A 16,871-nucleotide genomic window follows, 5' to 3' on the forward strand; every position below is an offset into this window, starting at 1 on the left:
TGTCCGTTCTCAGATCCGCAGGATCCAGTGTCTCGTGTGTCCAACATCAGGGGTCAAGGCCCTCTCGGTGTTCACCCCGAGATCACCGGCGACCGACTTAATCGTCGCTCCCGGCCTCGACCGGTACAACGCGACTGCGTCCGCCTTGAACTCGGCGGGATAGTGCTTCATCCCCACGGGGACTCCGTTCTCCTGGACCGACAAGATCCAAGTCTCTCCGGTGTCCAAGATTTGGGGTCAAGGCCCCTGCTCTACGCCCGCACCTGGACCTCCGAAGCGGAGCGGACCCGGGCGATCGCGGTCTGGAACGTCCACCACAACTACCACCGGCCGCACACCACCGCAGGGAACCGTCCTCCTGCCTCACGCCTCCCCATGAGCGTCACAAACGTCACGGTCAGCAACATCTAGACGGCCTGTTGACGTTGCCTGGCAAGCCACTTGCCGATGTTCATTCCGCACACGGTGACGCCGGGCAGGACGTCGGCCCCTTCTCCGGCGGCGACCAGCTCGTGCAGGGCGGCGTAGTGTCGCTGCCACTCCGCCGGCCAGGCCGGGTTCCGGTGCTCGTCCACGGCCTCCAGTGCGGTCTTCCACTCGGCCTGGTCGTCCAGCGCGATCGAGCGGCGCAGATTGGACACCCATTGCTCCACGGGTCGATCCGGTGTCGTCGCTTATGGCGAGACCCGGACGGCTTTCACGGTGGGCGGTTGCTGGTAGCGGCTGGTGTGGATGATACGGACTTCTGCCTGGTTGCTGATCTCTGCCTGGACGATGCCGCTCTCGTCGGTGTAGATGGGGTTGCCACCGGGGCCTGTGCGATCCGTGCGGTGGACGAGCACTGTTTCGTCTTCGCCGCCCGGTTCCTGGAAGACCAACTCGTATCGGACTACGTGGCCGGCCCCTCGTTCTTTGTCTGGCATGCATGTCACCGCCCGCGGAGTGAGGTCCTGTCGGTAGTCGCAGCGCGCCGCCGGCAACGGCATCGGCGGGGCTTTTCAGGTTCTGGGCCATTCGTGCGGTCGGCTGCCCTGCCATTCAATCCAGGCGGGGTCGTCGATCGCTGCTTCGGGGTCGTCGATGCCGGCTTTTTCCAGGAAGACGGCCAGGTCCACGTCGGAGTGGGCAACGCCGACGATCTCGTCGTGTCCGCCGGAGCGCCGCACAGAGACGTGCCGGCCGCCGGTTGCAGTCGGTCGATGTACGACGATTGGAGCGCTCTCCACCTTCCCATCGTGCCATTGCGGGCACCATCAGGCATGTCACGGGCTCTCCACGCTTCGGCGCACGCCAACGCGTCACGGATGGCCCACCGCCCAGCCGGCGCTGCAGCCCGAACGTCCTTCAGCTTGTCCTACCTCCCAAGCGTGGGTCTGAGGCGGTCATTCGTAAGAGGACGTTCCGGTGAAAAAAAGGGATAGTTCATGGGTTGTATCAGGTTATAGGTGTTTCGCCGGTTGCTCGTTTCTCGAGGTTCGAGATCATCGCGAGGCGGATCATGCTCTCGGAGTGCGCAGGTTTGGTCTCGTAGTCGCGGGCCAGGCGGCGGTGCATCATGATCCATCCGAAACTCCGCTCGACGACCCAGCGCCTGGGGATCACCGAGAAGCCTTTGACCTGCTCGTTCCGTGGGACGACGTCGACGTCGATGCCGAGGGTGGCGCCGTGCTCGATGGCCTTGGTCTTGTAGCCGGTGTCGACCCATGCCTTGGTGATCGTGGGGTGGTCTGTGGCGAGTTGGGTGAAGAGTTGCTTGCCGGCCTCGTTGTCGGAGACGCTGGCGGCGGTCACGATGACCAGCAGTAACAGGCCGAGCGTGTCAACGACGATGCTGCGTTTCCGGCCCACGATCTTCTTGCCGGCGTCCGTGCCCTGGGTGTCGGTGGGGACGCTGGTCGCGGTCTTGACGCTCTGCGCGTCGATCACGCACGCGGTGGGTTCCGCGGTGTGTCCTGCCTGTTCACGGACCATCCGGTGCAGGTGAACGCCGAGCTTCTCGATGGTGCCGTCGGCGGTCCAGGCGCTGAAGTAGCCGAACACGGTGGTGTGCGGCGGGAAGTCGTGCGGCAGGTAGCGCCAGGGGACGCCGGTCCGGTTGAGGTAGAGGATCGCGTTCATGACTTCTCGCAGATCAGTTAGCTTGCCGCCGAGGTGGAGCGAAGTCTTCTGGCGCTCGGCCCGCCAGGCCGTCAAGGTCGGTTCCATCAACGCCCAGCGGGCATCGGAGAGATCACTCAGGTACGGCCGGCGTGGCTGCGAAGAAGTCATAGGGATACTCAGGCATGGGGTTCCGGACCGGGCATATCGCTCGATCGAGCGAGGCAAAAGCCACTTTCAGAAGGTTCTTCGAACCGGACAGGAGCTATCGGATGAAACAGGGCTTAAACGCGCGGTCACGTCCACTGAAGCTGCAGACGCAAATCACCTGTTCTGCCTGGATGCGGCCAAACCCGGCACGACACAACCACCTCAAACCGTCACGTAAATACCACGAACGTCCTCTGATGACCCAATAGCAGAAAGGTGCTGCTGACCTGCAAGGATGCGAGTGTCTAGGCCGTATCCGTTGCGAGAGTCAGGGCACCTTTCCGGTGGGCGAGCGTACAGGGTGGGATCGTCGGCTGCGTGTACGGGCCGACGGCAAAGGGCTGGTCGGGCATGCCGGAGCGGTACTGCTGCGTCGGTGCGCCGACCGGATGGGGTTGACCAGGGCCCTGGCTGATGTGCTGCCGGTGGGCGTCGGGCACGTCTGGCGCGATCGGGGGATCGTGGTGGTCCAGCTCGCGGTGGCCATCGTGCTCGGCGCGACGAACCTGATCGAGGCCGAGCAACTCGGCCTGCACCAGGGAGGACTGTTCGGCCCGGCCGCTTCGGACTCCACCGTCCGCCGCGCCCTGCTCGATCTGGACAACGCCGCACTCACGCTGATCGCGAAAGCCCGGCGGAAGGTCCGCCGTCACGTGTGGTCGCTCATCACCGCGGCCTCGAAGAAGGAGAAGGCCGCAGCCACGTTCAAGGGCACGTTCGGGTTCCACCCCCTGGCGGCCTGGTGCGCGAATACCGCCGAGTGCCTGGCCATGGAGCTCCGGCCGGGCAACGCCGGAGCGAACACCGTCGTCGACCACCTGCGGGTCCTCACCTCCGCACTGGCCCAGATCCCGTATTCCAGCGCCGCCAAGCTCCTGATCCGCGTGGACGGAGCCGACGCCACCCACGGCCTGCTGGAGCATCTGGTCGCGCTGAACACCAAGCGGCGCACGGTCCGCTTCAGCGTCGGATGGAAGATCACCGACGAGGACGAGACTGCGATTGCGAAGCTGCCCGACAACGCCTGGGAGACCTCGCTGAAACAGGACGGCTCGCTCCAGGAAGGCTACTTCGTGGCCGAGTTGACCGGCTTGAACACCCGGGAGGGCTGGCCGAAGGACACCCGGCTGATCGTCCGCCGGGTCAAGCCCTCGGGCCGCCAGATCAAGAAGCTGACCGACTTCGAGAAGAAGACCGGCTGGCGCTACTCGATCACCGCCACGAACATCGGCCGGATGTGGGGCGTTTTGGGCTCGCATCAGGTGCAGTTCCTCGACGCCCTGCACCGCGATCACGCCGAAGTGGAAGATCGAGTACGGACGAACAAGGCTCTTGGCCTGCGCAATCTTCCCTCGACATCGTTCGCGGTGAACCAGGGGTGGATGCTCACCGCGAATCTCGCTGCCGACCTGGATGCCTGGGTCCGCCTCCTTGGCCTGCACGACATCGATGGCCTGGCCGGCGCCGAGCCGGACACCATGCGATTCCGCCTGTACCACCTGCCCGCCCGCCTTGCGAAACACGCCCGCAACCGGTGGCTCCGCATCGAGACCACCTGGCCCTGGGCGTCAGCGTTCACCACCTGCTGGCGCAGGCTCACAGACCTCCCGGCCGTCACCTGACATCCGGCTCCCGCCCCGACGAAGACCAGAACGGAGGAAACCCGCACCACCCCCCGGAGACGTGGAACCCCGGCGCATCCGCAGCGTCACGCGAAGGCCCGCCCCGAACGACGTGGGGACATTACGGGCGAACCGTCAAGTCGATCAACAACCGAACCCCACTGACGAATCGAGGCCAACCATCAATAAATATTTCGCCTGAGCGTCGACTGCGAAGTGTTCTGCCCGGATACCGTCGGATCCGCGAGCGCAGTGAGCTGGACCACCTCACGTCCAACTAAGAAAGGAGCAGTGCCCAGGCCGACTCTTCACGTAAACCGACAATTACTCCCAGCGGATCGGAAGAGCGTTGTGGGGCGGGTCATGAACCATCTCCCGCGTGCCGTCATGTGCCAGACGTCGTATGGTTAAGACCACGGACGTTTCCGAGTCCGAAGGGGCGATGTGTAGGAGTAGGAGGCGATATGGGTAAGGGGATCCCACTCAGCGAGAAGCTGCAACAGCTAGGTAAGCCCCTGTTGCGCGCAGGGCTCAGCCTCAATCTGTTGTGGATCGGGCGGCTGAAGTTTGAGGACTATGAGGTCGAGAACATACGTCCTGTCGTAATAGGGAGCCCTCTCCTATCGTCCCTTGCTGAGCGACTGGGCGAGCACCGTCTAGCAAGGGGCGTGGGTCTCACGGAGATCACGATGGGGGCCATGATTGCGTCTAAACCGGTGGCGCCTAGGGTCGCCGCAATAGGTAGCTTGGGTGCTATCGCAATGTTCGCATTCACGCTCAGTTTTCTGGTCACGACGCCAGAGGCGTGGCAGCCTGAGAGCAGGGAACCCAAGCTGTCGCCGGCCGGGCAATTCATCGTGAAGGATGTCGTCATGATGGCTGGGGCTATGCTGACAGCCAGCGAAGCACTCGAGGCCACCAAGCGCGGATAAAACTTAATGATTTAAACCGCTTCTCGACCCGGGGCCTCGTCGAACAGAGCGGGTTGACAGGGCTCACTTCCTACCCCACTCTTTAGTACTCCAGTAGCGGTTCGTGTCATGCGGTGTATCTTTGTTGGTCGCGGTGGCTGCCGGATGGCTTTCCGACTTTCGGTCGAGTCGGGATGGACCACGGGTGCCATAGTCAACGTCGACGGCGGCGTTGTGGGGGACCGCAACTGACTGGCCGTACACGACAGATGAATGTCCCGTTTGGATCTGTCTGAGGTGACCGAACTGTTGAGGCATGCGGTTTGCAGAAGCGCTGCAATAACGCCCTACCTTGTCAGCTCATCGGAATGAGAAAACGCACCCCAAATAATCTTTGCAGAGCATGGAGAAAAACATGGCAAGTATTCATGTGGTAAATGTAATGGACAGTGACTTCGAGACCGAGGTCCTCAGTTCCAAGGTACCCGTCCTGGTCGACTTCTGGGCAGCTTGGTGCGGCCCCTGTAAGATGCTGGCCCCGGTCGTTGATGCACTTGCCGATGACTACGTGGGAAGGCTCAAGGTTGCCAAGCTCGACGTCGACGCGAATGCAGCCACAGCACAGAAGTATCAGGTGCAGGGAATCCCGCTGCTTCTTCTCTTCAAGGAAGGTGCGGTAGTAGAAGAGGTCTTGGGTGCTCAACCGCGCATGGCTGTCGAAGGATTTGTGGTCAAGCATCTCTGAGGGTACACACGATCAAGCAACAGGGGTGGCAGTATAAAGCGAGACGTCATAGGGGCTGACGATTGATGCTTGCGTGCGGTATCACCGGAGGATGAGGTATCCACAGGGTGGCGGGCTGACCGCTGAACGACAGTGCAAGCGCGAGGAGTTACGGCTTCAGGCGGCTGAGCGGTTTGCCCTGGGCGAGGGCAGTTCAGCGATCGCCAGGGATCTGCGGGTCAGTGTCCGGTCGGTGCAGCGATGGCGTCGTGCATGGGCCGGGGGCGCCCCACGATCCCTGCGGTCGCAGGGGCCCGCATCGCTGCCGCGGCTAACTGATCATTTCAGAATGAGGATATGAGGCGTCTCAAGCAGGTGATGCTGCAGGCGAGTTGGAGGAGCCTGAGGTGCAGGTCGGCGCGTATCTCGTAGCGGATGCGGAGTCGTTTGAACTGGTGGAGCCAGGCGAACGTCCGCTCTACCACCCAGCGGGTCTTGCCCAGGCCAGAGCCGTGCGGGGCACCGCGTCGGGCGATCTTGGGGGTGATTCCTCGCGCTCGGATGAGGCGCCGGTACTTGTCGAAGTCGTAGCTGCGGTCGGCGAACAGGCGCCGGGGGCGATGACGTGGTCGGCCGCGCAGGCCATGGATGTGGGGAATCGCGTCCAGGAGTGGCATGAGCTGGGTGACGTCGTGACGGTTTCCGCCGGTCAGCGAGACGGCGAGCGGGGTTCCCTGCCGGTCGACGACGACGTGGTGCTTGCTGCCGGGCCGGGCGCGATCGACCGGCGAAGGTCCGGTGTGAGCCCCCCTTTGAGCGCCCGGACGTGCGAGCCGTCGATCGCGGCGTCGTCCATCTCCAGCAGCCCTTCCTTGCGCAGTTCCGCCAGCAAGACCTCGTGCGGCCGGGGCCACACTCCCGCTTCGGTCCAGTCCCGAAGACGCCGCCAGGCCGTTACCCCGCTGCAGCCGACTCGCTCCGCGGGAACGTCCCGCCAGCTCACACCCTTGCGCAACACATAGACGATGCCCGCAGAGCGGCACGGTCATCCGCCGGCAACCGGCCTGGATACCGGCGGCGCCGGGGCGGACGAACCGGCAACAGCGGGACAACGCGTTCCCACAGGTCATCAGGCACGAGATTAGCAGGCACACAACAGATCCTGCCGACTCACCACCCAACTGACAACCCACCAGACAGAGTTCATTCTGAAACGATCAGTAAGCTAAGCACACTCATGCCACGACCACCCCACCCCCAACTCACGCGCACACTGGCGCTCCGGTTCCGCCGTCGCCTCTCCCTCCGGCAGACACGAGCGACGCAGTCGAAGTCCTCTTCCTTGGGGCGTTCTGCGAGGATTGCGTCAAGGGAGTCAGGATTTGGCCGTTCGTCGGAAAGGGCTGGGCGAGCTTGGACAGGTTGGCCAGCTCAGGGCCGTCACCTTCCCGGTTCCAGCGGCCTTGGACGCACACCGCACGCGGAGAAGGCCGTACGCGGGCCCTGCGCCGTCGGCGCCCACGTCAGTGAGGAAGCACGCTTGACGTGCCGCGGCGAGCCGCTTGATCAGCTGGTAGAGCATCCAGAGGGACTCAGCCCGAGCTCGGACCACAACGGATTCTTGTCGCTAAGGCCGCATCAAGAGGCAGGTCGGAGGACATACTTGAAGGCGTGTGAAGGCTCCGCGCAGGCGCGGCTCACGGAAGGGGACGTTCAGTGGGGGTTGTCGGCAACGTGCTGGGCAAGGTCGAGGTGCGGCTCAAGTGGGACCCGAGTCCTCTGGGCGAGCCCCCGCGCCATCTCGACATCGTCGCCGCGACCTACTCCATGGACGACCCCTTCGGCAAGCCGGCGTACCTGGTGCACTACGACAGCCGCTCACCCGACGGCACCATCAACATGAGTCGTCACAGTCAGACCGGCCAGGGTTTCGGGTTCGTCGAGGTGATGTCCTTGGAGTTCGACCGTCTGTCCGGCGCCTACGCGAGGGTTATCGTGGGCGTGGTCATCCATCAGGAGCCGGTTCCCCGGACGTTCGGCGACATTTCGAACGCGGGAGTCGTAATCCTCGAGGGCTACGAGGAACTGCTCACCGACGATTTCTCTGGCATGGCCGGATCGACCGCGACGACCCTCGCCGAGTTCACCCGCAACGACACCGGCCACTGGAAACTGCGCGAAATGATCCGGGGATCCGACAGCGATCCGGCGGGCTTCATGATCGAGATGGGCGCTGTCCGCCACATCTGACCGACGGGCCCGCGTGCGGCCATCCCGGTTTGAGGTTCGCCTTCTGGCTGAACGCTCCGCTCGTCGAGCTGACCGCGCTGCCTTCTGGTTCATCGGGTCATCCCGAGGATCTGCTCGATGGCCGAGACCATCGTGATCTGGGAGTAATACTGACTGCGCGCAGACGTGCCGCTCGTCGGCTCTGACGGCAAGGTCGCCAAGGATGGCCAGAGCCCTTGCGGTGGTGAGCTTCGCTTTCTCCTCGTATCGCATGCGCTCAGTGTGCTGATCCTCGAAGTCGCTTGTCAGCCTGTCCTGCGGGGTTTGGTGCCGACCTTGTGATGGGCGGGCCGGCTGTATGCCTCGCCGGTGGCGAGCACTCTGCCCACATCATGACGGATGGCTGGGCGGCGGTTCGTCGACCCCGGGGGCCGGCCTGGCCCGGGCCGGGACGGTTTCGGTGTACCGGCTGGAGAGCCAGTCTTCGCGTGCAGGTTCCTGAACCCTCTGCGGACGCGGGCGGGGGTCCGTTTGTTCGGCTCGGTCGGCTTCTCCCAGGGTCGGCGGAGGTCGGTGTCAGTGGGCGGGCTAGCCGGAGCTGGGCATAGGCGGCGATCACCAGCCAGGTCCACCGGTCGGCCGCTTCCGAGCTGCGGAGCCGGGGCTTGGGCCACCCCAAAGTCTGCTTGAACAGGCGAAATGTGTGCTCGATGTCGAAGCGCCAGAGGAAGGACTGCCAGCAGCGGTCGAGGTCCGTTTCGGTGGCATCGGTGCCCGACCACCACAGCCATACCGGCTTGCTGACCCCGCCGCTGGGCAACTTCTCCACGACCAAGCGGATGATGGTGCCCTCGATGATGGGCAGTTGGCCGTCGTGGTCGAGCCATGTGGCCCGGCGGGTCAATCTGGGGTGCAGCCTGTCCCATGCCGGCGCGGTCGCCTTCCCCTAGGACTTGTCCGGGCGATCATGTGCGGAGCCAGATGACGAGGGTTGCTGCGGTTGCGGTGCCGAGGTAGACGTAGCCTCGTTTGTCGTATCGCGTGGCGACGGCTCGGGATTGTTTGAGCTTGTTGATCGCTCGTTCGACGGTGTTGCGTTTCTTGTAACGCTCCGCGTCGAAGGCGGGTGGCCGTCCGCCGCGTGAGCCTTTGCGCAGGCGGGCGGCCTGGCTGTCGGTCTTCTCCGGGATCGTGTGCCGGATACCCCGACGCCGCAGGTACCGGCGGCAGGGGCCGTTGCTGTATGCCTTGTCCGCGGCAAGGCTGTCGGGCTTGCCGCGCGGCCTGCCCACGGTCGTGCGCGGGACTCGGATCTTCTCCAGCACCGCTTCGAACTGGGTGCAGTCCGCCCGCTGTCCGCCGGTCAGAACCAGGGACAGGGGGCGGCAGCGTCCGTCGGCGCTCAGGTGGAGTTTGCTGGTGAAGCCGCCCCGCGAGCGGCCCAGGCCCTCACCTCCCGCACCACCTCCACCAGCCGGCCGTGCAGGCTCTGCCAGGGCGTTTCGTCCTGGTGTTCTGCCTGTTCGCCCCCCTTTGAGGGGGCGGGCGGCGGATCGGTGTGGGCACCGGCCGCATGCTGATGCGCACGCACGATGGTGGAGTCGACCGCAATGTCCCAGTCGATGTCACCAGCCGCGTCGGCCGCGGCCTGAACCTGCCGCAACAGGCGTTCCCATGTCCCGTCCGCCGACCACTGCCGATGACGTTCGTAGACGGTCTTCCACGGCCCGAACCTCTCCGGAAGATCACGCCAGTGCACGCCGGTTCGCACTCGGTGCAAGATCCCGTCGATCACCTGCCGGTGATCCCGCCACCGGCCACACCGGTTGTTGCTGACCGGCAGAAACGGCCGCAGCCGCTCCCACTCCGCATCCGTCAAGTCACCCCGCCCCATGCCCAGGACAACGAGCCAGAAGTCAGACAGTCACATGATCGGGCGGACAAGCTCTAAGTGGACCGCCGGCTCCTCCGCCGACGCGGCGCCGTCGTCGATCCCCACGTCCCTGGCCCAGTAGTCGTCACCGTCGCTCGTGCCACCGATGCCGTCCGTGCCTTCCTCGTCCCAGAAGACGAGGCGCCCGGAGCGTACGGTGCCCACCTGGCCATCGATGATCTCGCCGTCCGTGTCCGCGCTGTCACCCAGGCCGTCGCCGTCCTGGTCCACACCGTCACCGACCTGGCGTATGCAGCCGGTCATCAAGCCCACCGCGTTGATCATCGATGACACCGGGTTCCTCAAGGACGGGGACGCGTCCGCGTGTGTGACCAGGCAGTACACCGGCACCGCGGGCAAGGTCACCAACTGCCAGGCCGGGATCTCCTTGCATCTTGCTTCCAACGGCCCCTCGGCAGCGGTGAACTGGCGTTTGTTCCTGCCCGGGAGCTGGGCGGCCGGCAGGGGGAACCTCAGCCGTGCATCCCGGCCTACTCCGGCCGCGGCCCACGGCCCGTTCCTGCCTACTCCGAGCCGGCCCAGAGGGTGAAGAGCCTGGTCATCGCGGTCGGGAAATCTGCCGCACGGCCGGTGCAGTGGAGGGAGGGATCACGGCCCGGCAGTGGCCGCAGCGGGCACAAGCGCATCTACTCGCGCTTCGTGACCCTACGGATCCGGCCCGCCGGACGTGAGATCCGCAAGGCCACACCCGACGCGAGCTTCCGGTCCGCTGGCTGCTGGCCGAATGGCCCGCTGGCCAGGACGAGCCCTCGACTACCTCCCACCCGAAGATTCGAGGCCCGCCACCACCGATCCCAAGCGACCACGAACACCGCCTGAAACCACAGAAACCGGCCGCTACGAAACCCAGGGCAGCTCAGCGGGATCCGTACGCATCAGGGTCTACGACGTGAATGGCCGACTCTTCTGCTGATGCCGCGCCGCCGTCGATACCCACATCCTTTGCCCAGTAGTCATCGCCGTCGTACTGTGCCCCGCTAACGTCTTTATTCCACACCGAAAGGCGACCGGCACGCACGGAGCCGACCTGGTCGTCGATGACCTCGCCGTCCGTGTCTGACGTATCGCCGATGCCGTCGCCGTCATCGCTCCGATTCTCCTCCACCTCACGTGCCAGCCGCCTGGACAGGGATTCGTGGCTCTGCGACTCACGCTCGGTTATTCCCCACTCGCTAACGGCGAGAGGACGTTCGGCCGGAGAGTACCCGGCGTCCAGGTAGTCCCCAATTTCGTCTTCGTCAAGTTCTTCCGAAGCCCTAAGGAGCCCCGGGGCCTGCTCTTCATCGCCCATGGTGTCCTCCTGAACTGCGTGCCCGGCTGGCTCGGCTCTCTGCCTCCGCAAAACAAGTTTATGTTCTTGTCCGCGGAGGTGAGCACGGAGGGCGCGCCGGCACGGTGCAGGCGCCCGGTGGCGGCTCGGGGCATAGAGCGGCATACTCCATCGCGGCGGATGTGGCTGTACGGCGGGCCAGGAGAATGACGGCGGCGGTCGCGGTGAGGACGCTCACGGCTACGGCGTAGACGAGGGCTGTGTCATGCAGGCCATATAGTGCGGTAGCGATGCCGCCAATGACAGCTGGCACTGCGGTGGCGACGTAGCTGACGATGTAGATGGCCGTGATCAGCCCGGCACGCTGGCCGGGCGTGACTGCGGGGGCCGTAGCCGTGGCGCGGTAGGCGCCGAGGAAGCCGGGACCAAAGCCGAGTCCTGCGATAGCAGTGCCCAGAAACAGGACCCAAGGTGTGCTGGTGTCAATGGCCGCAAAAGTCACCAGGGCCCCGGCGGTAAGAGCGAGACACCCAGCCAGCATCACGCGGGCTGGCCTCACCTTGGCGAGTGCTCCGGAGGCCGCGGCCCCGAGCCCTGTGAGCAGGAAGATCAAGATGCCGCCCCAGAGTAGGTTATGGGAGTGCAGCAGCTGGCTGGCGAGCGATGGTCCAAGTGATAGGTAGAAGCCACCGAGCGCCCACACGCCGACCAGGCAGGGCAGGGCGGCGGCGAAGGCACTCCTGGACGGGTGCGGCACGCTGACCTGCGGGCGGAGCGAGCCCAGGGCATGGGGGCGCCTGCTTCCGGGCTCCTGGGTAGTCAGCACGGCGAGCAAGCTTGCGACGAACATCGCAAGCAGCAGCCACCAGATCAATCGGGTCGGTGCCGGGGCGTACTGGCCCAGTACGCTGGTGACGATCGCACCGAGGGCTTGACCAGCGGTCGGCGCCGCACTGGACAACAGCGGTGCCGCGCTGCCGTGTGGCCGCAAGTCGTGCAGCGCAGCAGCGGCCGCACCGGTGATAAGGCCGACCGCGAGGCCCTGCAGCGCGCGCGCCGCAAACAACAACCCGACTCCGTGCGCGAGCAGGAACAATCAGCACGCAACGGCGCCTGTGGCCAGCCCGGCCAACAGCAAGGGTCGACGGCCTACGTAATCCGAAAGGGAGCCCAGGGAGAGCAAGGTGCACAGCAAGACGATGATATAGACCGTGAACAGCAAGGTCAGCGTGATCGCAGGGAACCGGAACTGCGCCTGATACACCCGGTAAAGCGGTGAGGCGGCAGCGTTCGACGCGAACGCCAAGAACGCAGCGACGGCTGCTACGCCGAAAGCCGCGCCCTTCGGTAGGGCGAGCCGCCGCAGCGGCCCTTTGGCTTCTTCAATACGCGTGAAGCGTACTCGGCTGCTGTCGCCCATCAGACTGTCGTCACGAATGCGAGCTTGGCACTGTCGATGATATTTTGCATGTCTTGGGCGATGATTCCCACTGTTTCTAGCCTTCCCCTGGCGGGACGTGGCGGCGTACGGGCTACGTGACTGGCGGCTGGCGCCCGGAACCCGCTGCCACTCATCGCAGACACTCGCCTGTTCGTTGGGCTGAAGACTGGAGTCGGCCACGCCGCCGACGAAGGTCTAACCGAGACCCCACTTCAAACAGATCGAGTTACAGGCTCTCTGTACCTGTTTGGAGGTACTGAGGTTTAACTCGTGGTGTCGGTGGGGCGGTCGATGTCACGGGCGTGGTGCCGTAGGGCGGCTGCGATGTTGTGGTGGCCGTCCAGGCGGAGCAGGGTGATCGCGGTGTTGCGCAGGCTCGCCATGACGCGGGGCGCGTTGCCGGTGCGGACCTGGGAGCGGTCTTCGTCGAAGGTGACGCGGACCCAGTGCAGGCGGTTCTCGATCTCCCAGTGTGACTGCACCCATCCGGCCAGGACTGCCGGCGGTGCGGTGGCGGCCTCCGCGCTGGTGATCAGGTAGACCATCTCGACGGTCCGTTTGCCCTTCCGGGTGACGGTGCGCCGCAGTTGAGCGCGACCTGCGAGGCGCCGCTGAACTCAACCCAGGCCGGCACGTCGACGACCTTACTGTAAACGGGTGAACGGAGGGGTCCATACGGTCCATGGTTGCGGTAGGGACCTTGTAGATCGGCCGTCGATCTTGCTGCAGGAGGGTGGAATGACCGGAAGGGACTTTTCATCCTCAAACGGAGTGTGATCTGTATGGCCTCGGACTTCGAAGGCAAGAAACTCGTCGCGATCGGCGGCGCAAGCGGCATGGGACTGAAAACGGCGCAGAACGTCATCGAGAAGGGTGGCAGCGCGGTCATCATCGGCCGACCGGGCCAGAAACTCGACGATGCCGTTGCGAACCTTTCGCGCTCAGGCAGCGCATATGCGATCGCAGCCGACCTGTCGAACTGGGAGCAGGTCGTCGAGGCGCAGAGGCAGCTGGTGCAGAGCCACTCCGACGCGACTCTTCTCGTCAACTCAGCGGGGTTCTTCCTGCCCAAGCCGTTCCTCGACCACGAGGTCGCGGACTACGACTCGTATCACGACCTGAACAGGTCGACGTTCTTCCTGACGCAGACAGTCGTACGGGGCATGATCGCCGGTGGTCAGGGCGGCGCCATCGTGAACGTGGGCAGCATGTGGGCGCACCAGGCTCTCGCTGTGACGCCATCGTCGGGCTACTCGATGGCCAAGGCGGGCTTGCACGCCCTCACACACAACCTGGCCATCGAACTCGCCGGGGAGGGCATCCGGGTGAACGCCGTGGCCCCCGGTGTCACCGATACACCGCTCTTCGCAAAGGTCTTCCCCCCCGACCAGCTGAAAGGGGCGCTTGAGCAGCTCAGCGGCCTGATGCCACTCGGCCGGACCGGCACCCCGCAGGACCTCGCCTCCACCATCGCCTTCCTCCTCTCATCGGAATCGAGCTGGACAACCGGCGCCATCTTCAACGTCGACGGTGGGATCATGGCAGGACGCAACTAAGTCGCTGTTGTCGTTCCGGCCATGAGGGGTGGGCTTCGAACCGGGGTTCCCGATCGGGTGGTCGGGGAGGTGTCGGCGCATAAGGGTGGGGCCTTCTGAACAGCTCGATGGTGTCGAATCAACGAGCAACGTCAGGGGGCCCCGGTGTTGGAGTGTTCCGTGTGGATGGCCGGGCAGTCCAGTTCAGTTGCCCCGGAGTGTGACTGCCTGGCACACCGGTTCGGAAACGCCGCCGACAACAGCTGCCGGCAGCGGCGATATCCGTCGGATATGACGGACGCGGAGTGGGCGGTGGTCCGGCCGCTGCTGCCGGTGCCGGGCTGGATGTGGGGCCGGGGCGGGCAGCCGGAGGCCTACTGCCACCGGGCGATACTGGACGGGGTCCGGTACCTGGTCGACAACGGAATCAAGTGGCGGGCGATGCCGGCCGGTTTCCCGCCGTGGGACCGGGTCTACGCGTTCTTCCGCCGCTGGCGCGGCCACGGCCTGGCCCGGGAGTTCCACGACCGGCTCCGCGCCCGGGTCCGCGAACGGGAGGGCCGCGACGCCGAGCCGACGGCCGCCGTGATCGACTCCCAGTCGGTCAAGGCCGATGCCGTCGTCGGCACGGACAGCCGTGGCTTCGACGGCGGCAAGCTGATCAACGGCCGCAAGCGGCACGTCGTGGTGGACACGCTCGGCCTGCTGCTGGGCGTGATGGTCACCGCCGCGGACATCGGGGACCGCACCGCCGCCCAGGTCCTGCTCCGGCGGGTGGCCGACGCTCACCACCGCCTGGAACTGGTCTGGGCCGACGGCGGCTACACCGGCAGCCTCGTCGGACACTGCCTGGCCGCACTCGCTCTCGTCCTGAAGATCGTCAAACGCAGCGACGGCCAGAAGGGGTTCGTAGTGCTGCCCAGCGGTGGATCGTGGAGCGCACGAACGCGTGGCTGATGCGCACCCGACGCCTGGCCCGCGACTACGAACGCCGCACCACCAGCGCCGAGGCGATGGTTTATTGGTCGATGATCCTGCTCATGACCCGGCGCCTGGCCCGGCCGCACCCGCAGCCAGCGTGAACCGGCCCGGTCCCGGCTCGGTCAGCCAGCCACGTGTAACCAGGCGTTTCGCCTTCGACCGCAAGGCCTCCACCCGCGCCGGGACCACGTCCATCCCGAAGGCCGCGGCCATCTCCTGGCAGGTCAGCGGCCCTTGATGAAGCCGGGACCGAGTCTGCGAGCACCTGCACGATGCGCTGGTAGTCCACCGACAGCACCGCCGGGGCAAGGCCCTCCCGCCACACCGGCACCTGCGACCTCGGCTTGACCACATCCCCGGGTGCCGACGGCACATCCGCGTCCAACGGATCCAAGGTGACCTCCGTCCCGGCGGTGCCGGCGCTGGGAGCCAGCACCGCATCAACCCGCCTATGGGCGATCACCCACTCCTGCCATTCCTGCTCGGCCGCGGCCAGCTCGGCCTGGATCCGATCGGCCTCCTCCCGCAGCCCGTCGACACGACGACGAGCAACGAACTCGTGCTCTTCCAGCAGTCCGACAACCGACGGCATCCAGGCCTCCCCGGCGAGTGACAACCCGACAGGCCACAACTCCCACCGAACTGCCGAACCTATGCCTGACCAGAGAAAATGCCGCCACCAAGTTCGGAACGACAACAGCTACTCAGGTGCGGGCGGCGCCCTGTCGGGGCTGCGTCCAGGTCAGCACGATCTTCCGACCGCCGGCCTGTCCGGCAGAAACCCGAGCGAAGGCCGCCGGCCCCTCGCTCGAGGGAAGCACCTCCAGGTTCTGCTGCAGCCTCCCGGCTACCGCCGATTCAGCCAGATGCGCAAGCTGCGCCGCGTCAGGCCGAACGTAGATATCCCTGCTCACGATGCCACGTTCCCCTGCAGGCGCGTCTGAGGTGAGCGAGATCAGACGTCCGCCATCGCGCAGCACAGACATGGCCTCCTGTGACGTTCCTTCAACGGCAATGAGTACGCCATCGAACCCGTGCGGAACCTGCCCCCGCCAACCCGGCTTCCGGTAGTCGACCACCTCGGACGCGCCCAGAGCGGACAGCCGCTCGCCCGCTGCAGCGGATGCTGTCACCGTCACCTCGATCCCGCGCGCGGCAGCGATCTGCAGCGCCAACGCGCCCGTAGCCCCTCCTCCATTGGTGATCAACAGTCGCTGTCCGCTCGTCAGCGCTAGCTCTTCCAGGGCCTGGTATGCCGTGAGTCCGGCAACTGGCAATGCCGCTGCTTGAGCGGCATCCAGCTCCGTCGGGCAGGGTGCGGCGCTAGCCGCGGTGATCAGTGCCCGCTCTGCCCAAAAGCCGCTTCCGCCGGGCAGCGGGGCCTCGTGGGCGAGCACTCGGTCGCCAAGGGAAAAGCCCTCGACGCCCGGACCGACCGCCACCACGCGGCCTGCCCCCTCCACTCCGAGCGCGGCCGGGGTCCGCAGCCCTACGTCCCAGCTGGCGTCGGTCAGCAACTGGTCCCACGGGCCGACACCGGCGGCGTCCACCTCGAGCAGAAGCTGGCCAGCCTCGGGCGCCGGGGGCTCGGGCAGATCGAGCAGGACGACATCTGCTCCCGGACCGGAAACTCCGCATGCCTTCATAATCATCCCTTCATTCGATCCGGCTGACCTGGAGGTACAGACCGGGATCCCGATACACAACTAAAGGCTGTCCCGTAACTCTTGGGAGGGGCAGTCGAGCCAGTCCTGCTCGACTAACTTGTCCGCTTCTAACCCGCTTACCGGACTCGACAATGACTCATCGAATCGGGTCGAAGTGGACTCACCCAGGGCACCAGAACAGTTACGGGACAGCTCTTAGGCGGTCCAGCAGACCGCTGTGATCTCGAATG

19 protein-coding genes and 6 pseudogenes are annotated in these 16,871 nt (G+C 65.4%); 10 read left to right on the top strand and 15 right to left on the bottom strand.

The genetic code is table 11. The features are described from left to right. Positions 1–9: 9 nt before the first annotated feature. Positions 10–171 carry a transposase gene (locus tag OG310_RS38835; RefSeq protein WP_443078966.1) on the bottom strand — a complete coding sequence of 54 codons (162 nt, stop codon included), beginning with the start codon at positions 169–171 and terminating at the stop codon, positions 10–12. A gap of 78 nt (positions 172–249) precedes the next feature. Here OG310_RS38835 and OG310_RS38225 point away from each other — a divergent pair. After that, positions 250–411, top strand: a pseudogene (locus tag OG310_RS38225) (IS481 family transposase); the annotation flags it as partial. Here OG310_RS38225 and OG310_RS38230 read toward each other — a convergent pair. From OG310_RS38230 to OG310_RS38245, 4 genes are all read right to left on the bottom strand, one after another. After that, the gene (locus OG310_RS38230; RefSeq protein ID WP_329460776.1) at positions 408–641 is read right to left on the bottom strand and encodes a helicase associated domain-containing protein; all 234 of its coding nucleotides are present in this window, start codon (positions 639–641) and stop codon (positions 408–410) included. The pseudogene OG310_RS38225 and the gene OG310_RS38230 sit on opposite strands and share 4 nt — an antisense overlap. A 33-nt stretch (positions 642–674) precedes the next feature. After that, on the bottom strand, positions 675–923 hold the full coding sequence (locus OG310_RS38235; RefSeq protein ID WP_329460777.1) for a DUF6296 family protein: 249 nt from the start codon (positions 921–923) through the stop codon (positions 675–677). Between the two features lie 75 nt (positions 924–998). Continuing rightward, the gene (locus OG310_RS38240) at positions 999–1,226 is read right to left on the bottom strand and encodes a hypothetical protein (RefSeq protein WP_329460778.1); all 228 of its coding nucleotides are present in this window, start codon (positions 1,224–1,226) and stop codon (positions 999–1,001) included. A 208-nt stretch (positions 1,227–1,434) separates the two neighbouring features. Next, positions 1,435–2,268, bottom strand: coding sequence for an IS5 family transposase (locus OG310_RS38245; protein ID WP_329460780.1), 834 nt, complete (start codon positions 2,266–2,268; stop codon positions 1,435–1,437). A gap of 353 nt (positions 2,269–2,621) precedes the next feature. Here OG310_RS38245 and OG310_RS38250 point away from each other — a divergent pair, with 353 nt between their 5' ends. From OG310_RS38250 to OG310_RS38265, 4 genes and pseudogenes are all read left to right on the top strand, one after another. Beyond that, on the top strand, positions 2,622–3,929 hold the full coding sequence (locus OG310_RS38250) for an IS1380 family transposase (protein ID WP_443078967.1): 1,308 nt from the start codon (positions 2,622–2,624) through the stop codon (positions 3,927–3,929). A 464-nt stretch (positions 3,930–4,393) separates the two neighbouring features. Next, positions 4,394–4,861 carry a YkgB family protein gene (locus tag OG310_RS38255; RefSeq protein ID WP_329460782.1) on the top strand — a complete coding sequence of 156 codons (468 nt, stop codon included), beginning with the start codon at positions 4,394–4,396 and terminating at the stop codon, positions 4,859–4,861. Between the two features lie 394 nt (positions 4,862–5,255). Beyond that, positions 5,256–5,585: a thioredoxin gene (gene trxA / locus OG310_RS38260; RefSeq protein WP_329460783.1), complete on the top strand. Its 330-nt coding sequence runs from the start codon at positions 5,256–5,258 to the stop codon at positions 5,583–5,585. 91 nt (positions 5,586–5,676) lie between these two features. Beyond that, positions 5,677–5,904, top strand: a pseudogene (locus OG310_RS38265) (helix-turn-helix domain-containing protein); the annotation flags it as partial. A 4-nt stretch (positions 5,905–5,908) separates the two neighbouring features. Here the strand turns inward: OG310_RS38265 and OG310_RS38270 are convergent. After that, positions 5,909–6,716: pseudogene (locus OG310_RS38270) on the bottom strand (IS5 family transposase). A gap of 564 nt (positions 6,717–7,280) precedes the next feature. Between OG310_RS38270 and OG310_RS38275 the strand changes: the two are divergent. Then, positions 7,281–7,814 (top strand): TerD family protein, encoded by a 534-nt coding sequence (locus tag OG310_RS38275; RefSeq protein WP_329460786.1) that lies wholly within the window; start codon positions 7,281–7,283, stop codon positions 7,812–7,814. Between the two features lie 284 nt (positions 7,815–8,098). On the opposite strand, the pseudogene OG310_RS38280 reads toward OG310_RS38275, so the two are convergent. From OG310_RS38280 to OG310_RS38290, 3 genes and pseudogenes are all read right to left on the bottom strand, one after another. Then, positions 8,099–8,739, bottom strand: a pseudogene (locus tag OG310_RS38280) (NF041680 family putative transposase); the annotation flags it as partial. Between the two features lie 19 nt (positions 8,740–8,758). Then, positions 8,759–9,687, bottom strand: a protein-coding gene (locus OG310_RS38285) for an IS5 family transposase (protein WP_443078954.1) whose coding sequence is annotated in 2 segments (ribosomal slippage) — positions 8,759–9,310 and positions 9,313–9,687 — 927 coding nt in all. Because the reading frame shifts where the segments join, the coding sequence is not laid out codon by codon here. Positions 9,688–9,717: 30 nt separating this feature from the next. After that, positions 9,718–10,011: a DUF5709 domain-containing protein gene (locus tag OG310_RS38290; RefSeq protein ID WP_329460787.1), complete on the bottom strand. Its 294-nt coding sequence runs from the start codon at positions 10,009–10,011 to the stop codon at positions 9,718–9,720. Here OG310_RS38290 and OG310_RS38840 point away from each other — a divergent pair. Next, positions 10,004–10,496, top strand: a pseudogene (locus OG310_RS38840) (transposase); the annotation flags it as partial. The gene OG310_RS38290 and the pseudogene OG310_RS38840 sit on opposite strands and share 8 nt — an antisense overlap. A gap of 107 nt (positions 10,497–10,603) precedes the next feature. On the opposite strand, the gene OG310_RS38300 reads toward OG310_RS38840, so the two are convergent. The 4 genes from OG310_RS38300 to OG310_RS38315 form a co-directional block, all read right to left on the bottom strand. Then, the gene (locus OG310_RS38300) at positions 10,604–11,038 is read right to left on the bottom strand and encodes a DUF5709 domain-containing protein (protein WP_329460788.1); all 435 of its coding nucleotides are present in this window, start codon (positions 11,036–11,038) and stop codon (positions 10,604–10,606) included. A gap of 58 nt (positions 11,039–11,096) precedes the next feature. Then, entirely contained in the window at positions 11,097–12,113 is a 1,017-nt protein-coding gene (locus OG310_RS38305; protein ID WP_329460789.1) for an MFS transporter, read from the bottom strand. Further along, the gene (locus tag OG310_RS38310; RefSeq protein ID WP_329460790.1) at positions 12,114–12,437 is read right to left on the bottom strand and encodes a hypothetical protein; all 324 of its coding nucleotides are present in this window, start codon (positions 12,435–12,437) and stop codon (positions 12,114–12,116) included. A gap of 284 nt (positions 12,438–12,721) precedes the next feature. Then, complete coding sequence (locus tag OG310_RS38315) at positions 12,722–13,003, bottom strand: transposase (protein ID WP_443078955.1); 282 nt, start codon at positions 13,001–13,003, stop codon at positions 12,722–12,724. Positions 13,004–13,240: 237 nt separating this feature from the next. On the opposite strand from OG310_RS38315, the gene OG310_RS38320 reads away from it, so the two are divergent. Together OG310_RS38320 and OG310_RS38325 are read left to right on the top strand one after the other, a co-directional pair. Next, positions 13,241–14,014 carry an SDR family NAD(P)-dependent oxidoreductase gene (locus OG310_RS38320; RefSeq protein WP_329460791.1) on the top strand — a complete coding sequence of 258 codons (774 nt, stop codon included), beginning with the start codon at positions 13,241–13,243 and terminating at the stop codon, positions 14,012–14,014. A gap of 270 nt (positions 14,015–14,284) precedes the next feature. Then, a protein-coding gene (locus tag OG310_RS38325; RefSeq protein WP_443078956.1) for an IS5 family transposase occupies positions 14,285–15,075 on the top strand; the annotation gives its coding sequence in 2 pieces (ribosomal slippage) (positions 14,285–14,915 and positions 14,915–15,075; 792 coding nt in all). Here OG310_RS38325 and OG310_RS38335 read toward each other — a convergent pair. After that, positions 15,032–15,503 (bottom strand): annotated as a pseudogene (locus tag OG310_RS38335) (hypothetical protein). The gene OG310_RS38325 and the pseudogene OG310_RS38335 overlap by 44 nt on opposite strands. Between OG310_RS38335 and OG310_RS38340 the strand changes: the two are divergent. Further along, on the top strand, positions 15,426–15,587 hold the full coding sequence (locus OG310_RS38340) for a hypothetical protein (RefSeq protein WP_329460832.1): 162 nt from the start codon (positions 15,426–15,428) through the stop codon (positions 15,585–15,587). The pseudogene OG310_RS38335 and the gene OG310_RS38340 sit on opposite strands and share 78 nt — an antisense overlap. A 91-nt stretch (positions 15,588–15,678) precedes the next feature. Here OG310_RS38340 and OG310_RS38345 read toward each other — a convergent pair whose 3' ends face one another. After that, positions 15,679–16,626 (bottom strand): NADP-dependent oxidoreductase, encoded by a 948-nt coding sequence (locus OG310_RS38345; protein WP_329460793.1) that lies wholly within the window; start codon positions 16,624–16,626, stop codon positions 15,679–15,681. Positions 16,627–16,871 lie beyond the last annotated feature (245 nt).

Source organism: Streptomyces sp. NBC_01497 (genome assembly GCF_036250695.1).
Taxonomy (GTDB): domain Bacteria; phylum Actinomycetota; class Actinomycetes; order Streptomycetales; family Streptomycetaceae; genus Streptomyces.

Coding starts and splice junctions, on each gene's coding strand:
- trxA (WP_329460783.1), top strand. CDS start 5,256: ATGGCAAGTATTCATGTGGTAAATGTAATGGACAGTGACTTCGAGACC.
- OG310_RS38315 (WP_443078955.1), bottom strand. CDS start 13,003: ATGGTCTACCTGATCACCAGCGCGGAGGCCGCCACCGCACCGCCGGCA.
- OG310_RS38340 (WP_329460832.1), top strand. CDS start 15,426: ATGGGCGATCACCCACTCCTGCCATTCCTGCTCGGCCGCGGCCAGCTC.
- OG310_RS38835 (WP_443078966.1), bottom strand. CDS start 171: ATGAAGCACTATCCCGCCGAGTTCAAGGCGGACGCAGTCGCGTTGTAC.
- OG310_RS38320 (WP_329460791.1), top strand. CDS start 13,241: ATGGCCTCGGACTTCGAAGGCAAGAAACTCGTCGCGATCGGCGGCGCA.
- OG310_RS38345 (WP_329460793.1), bottom strand. CDS start 16,626: ATGATTATGAAGGCATGCGGAGTTTCCGGTCCGGGAGCAGATGTCGTC.
- OG310_RS38290 (WP_329460787.1), bottom strand. CDS start 10,011: ATGATCAACGCGGTGGGCTTGATGACCGGCTGCATACGCCAGGTCGGT.
- OG310_RS38310 (WP_329460790.1), bottom strand. CDS start 12,437: ATGGGCGACAGCAGCCGAGTACGCTTCACGCGTATTGAAGAAGCCAAA.
- OG310_RS38235 (WP_329460777.1), bottom strand. CDS start 923: ATGCCAGACAAAGAACGAGGGGCCGGCCACGTAGTCCGATACGAGTTG.
- OG310_RS38245 (WP_329460780.1), bottom strand. CDS start 2,268: ATGACTTCTTCGCAGCCACGCCGGCCGTACCTGAGTGATCTCTCCGAT.
- OG310_RS38300 (WP_329460788.1), bottom strand. CDS start 11,038: ATGGGCGATGAAGAGCAGGCCCCGGGGCTCCTTAGGGCTTCGGAAGAA.
- OG310_RS38255 (WP_329460782.1), top strand. CDS start 4,394: ATGGGTAAGGGGATCCCACTCAGCGAGAAGCTGCAACAGCTAGGTAAG.